Here is a 2,656-nt window from a genome sequence, read left to right as displayed (position 1 = left end):
AACCGGCCGGTGTCGACCGGGAGGTGTGACAGGGCCTGCTCGATCCGCGACTGCGCGTTCCCGTCGACCGAGGGATCCCGGACCCACACACCCGGCTGCCCGCTCCCGAACTCCGACAACGGACGGGCCTGCGGCAGGCCGGTGCCGAGGGGTGGGTGGTCGGACGACGGCTCGGCATGGGACAGGTCGAACAGGTCGGGGCCCGCCCAGTCGAGCGGGTCCGTGTGGTGTGAGTCGAAGACCCCGAATCCCAGGTCCGTGCCGTCGAACGGGTCGGAGTCGGACGGCACGGTGCTGTCGGTGTCCCGTCGCTCGTCGGTGGACCTCGCCTTGGCCTTGCCGGGATGGACATAGGTGTCCTGGAGATTGCGCTCTTCGTTCTCGGTGCGTTGCTGGACGATGTCGGTGTAGGTGGCCTTGATGGTTTCCGTGGTCGTGAAGAGGCTGGCCAGGGTTTGGAAGCGTCTTTCCTTGGCCTCGCCGTAGACGAAGCGGCGGGTGTGGGCGTCGCCGGCGGTGATCAGTTCGTTGCGGGTGGTGCCGTTGTCGGCTGTTGTGGTGACGAGGGGGAAGTGCTGGTCGAAGCTCTTCTTGCCGGGGATCTCGTGGGGGTGGGCGGGGTCGGGGCGGTAGCTGGTGGCGGAGGTGTAGGAGGAGTAGTCGGCTTGGTAGTACTGGTGGAACTCATGGAAGAGGCGTTGGACGTTGAGGGCCTGTTCGTCGGTCAGCTCGGGAGTCTCGCGCGGCCGTCGGTCCATGACGAGGAGTGCGGTGTCGGCGATGTAGGCGAAGGCCTGCCGTGCGCGCTCCAACGTCTGCTCGGCTTCGTCGAGGTACCTCGGTGCGTCGAAGAACTCGCGCAGGTAGAAGCCGAAGGGGTCGGAGTCGACCATGCGGACGGCGGCGACGAGTTGTGACGTGTCGCGCCAGAGGTGACGCAGGCTCTTCATCATGTCGACGGCGCCGATGTGTTCGGGTTCGCGGTCGTGCGGGGCGGGTTTGGCTTTCTTGGCTTTCTTCCCTCCGCTGTGGTCGTACATGTCTTTGGAGTTCTGCTTCTGGATGTCGTGGAACAGGATCGCCTTGGCGATGGTCTCCGTCGGCACGAAGCGGTTGCCCGGGGTGGTGTCAGCGGTGAGTTTGCGGTACTGGCCGAGGACCAGCTGGGCGTGGGTGAGGAACGTGTACGACTCGGTCTTGGCGGCGATCTCGTCGAATTTGCGGGCCAGCCCGGGGAAGTTGTCGATGAGTTCGGTGACGATTTCGGCGGGGTGGCGGCCGTCGTGCCAGAGCGTGTCGAGTTGCTTGCCGGTGTCCGTCTGCAGTTGCCGGTGCTGGGGGAGGTTCTGGAGGAGGGTGTGGTAGTCGGTGGTGGTGGGTTGGGGTCCTCGGACGTCGAGGTCGGCCTTGTTCTCGTCGTAGCCGCGGGAGAGGACTTCGGCGATCGCGGCCTGGGTGGCCCAGGGCTTGACGACGGTTTCCATGAAGTCGTCGACGGGCCCGCGGTCGTGGCTGTTCGCGCCGATGTTCGGGTCGAAGAGCGCTTTGGCAGGGGACTGTTGTTCGTGCCCGGGACCGTCGGCCTGGTCGCGGTGGGCGGTGATTTGGTTCGCGAGGAAGGTCTTGAGGTTGGTGAGGCGCGTCTCGTAGGAGAGGCTGTGTTCGGGGTCGAGGAGCGGGTCGGGCCGGCGTTCGCTCGGTTGTTGTTTGAACTGGTGCCAGGTGACGAGGTGCTCGCGGAGGGTGCGGGCGATGCGGGCGAGGTCGGCGGCGTCGTTGCGGAACTCGGCAGTCGTCCGTCCGCCGTCAGTCTTCTGGACGATCCAGGGGTGCAGGTCGTTGCTGAGTTTGGGCAGTCCGCTGCGCGGTGCGCCGATGCTGTCGCGCAGGGTGTCGATGTGCTTGACGGTGCCGTGCTCGGCGGCGGGGATGGTGGTGAGCTGGTCTTCGTGGGTGTAGTAGGTGGTCAGTGAGTCCGGCACGGCGCTGCGTTCGAGTCGGCGGAGTTGGTCGCCGCCGATGCCGAACTGGTTCTCCTCGCCGCGGTGGTCGACGTTGATCGGGCGTGTGGTGAGGGAGTTGGTGGGCGGGGCGGGTGCCATTCGGGTGCCGATGAGGTGTTCGATGTGGGAGTTGAAGCGGACGCGTCCGAGGGCGTTGTTCAGCTCCTTGTCGGTCGCGTCCAGGGCGGTGAGTTTCGTCGTGGCTTCGGTGATCTTGGCCTTGTAGGCCTGGTTGAGGTTGTTCAGGGTGAGTCGGTCGGCGGGGAGGCCGATATCGATGATCTCGGCGTTGCGGTCCTCTTCGTGGACGGTGGTGCGGAAGATCTCCTGGTAGGTGGTGAGGGGGACGAGGTAGGAGCGGATGAGCGGGCTGGCGTTGTCGGGGTCCTGGGCGGCGTATTTCTCGGCCCATCTGATGGCGCGCAGGGGGCGGCCGGCGCCGATCCAGAAGAGTTCGTGGGAGGTGGGTCCGGAGGAGATGTGGATCGTGCCGTCCGGGTACTGGTGGACGTCCTTGAAGTCGGAGGTCGCCAGGCCGGTGGTGTGGTCGACGGTGACCGGCATGGCTTTGAAGACGGTCGTGTAGAGCCGGATGCAGGGGGTGCCGTCCGGGGCGTTCTCGGTCTCGACGACGCCGTGGTGGACGATGCCGG

The 2,656-nt window shown here is 66.2% G+C and carries 1 protein-coding gene; it reads right to left on the bottom strand.

Annotation, left to right across the window (positions count from 1 at the left end; all coding sequences use genetic code 11):
- On the bottom strand, window positions 1–2,656 hold a 2,656-nt coding region (locus ACZ5WK_RS40200; protein ID WP_465555521.1), incomplete at both ends, for a hypothetical protein.

The sequence above is a fragment of the Kitasatospora sp. NPDC032757 genome (assembly GCF_055579305.1).
This window is presented reverse-complemented; position numbering and strand designations above follow the sequence as displayed.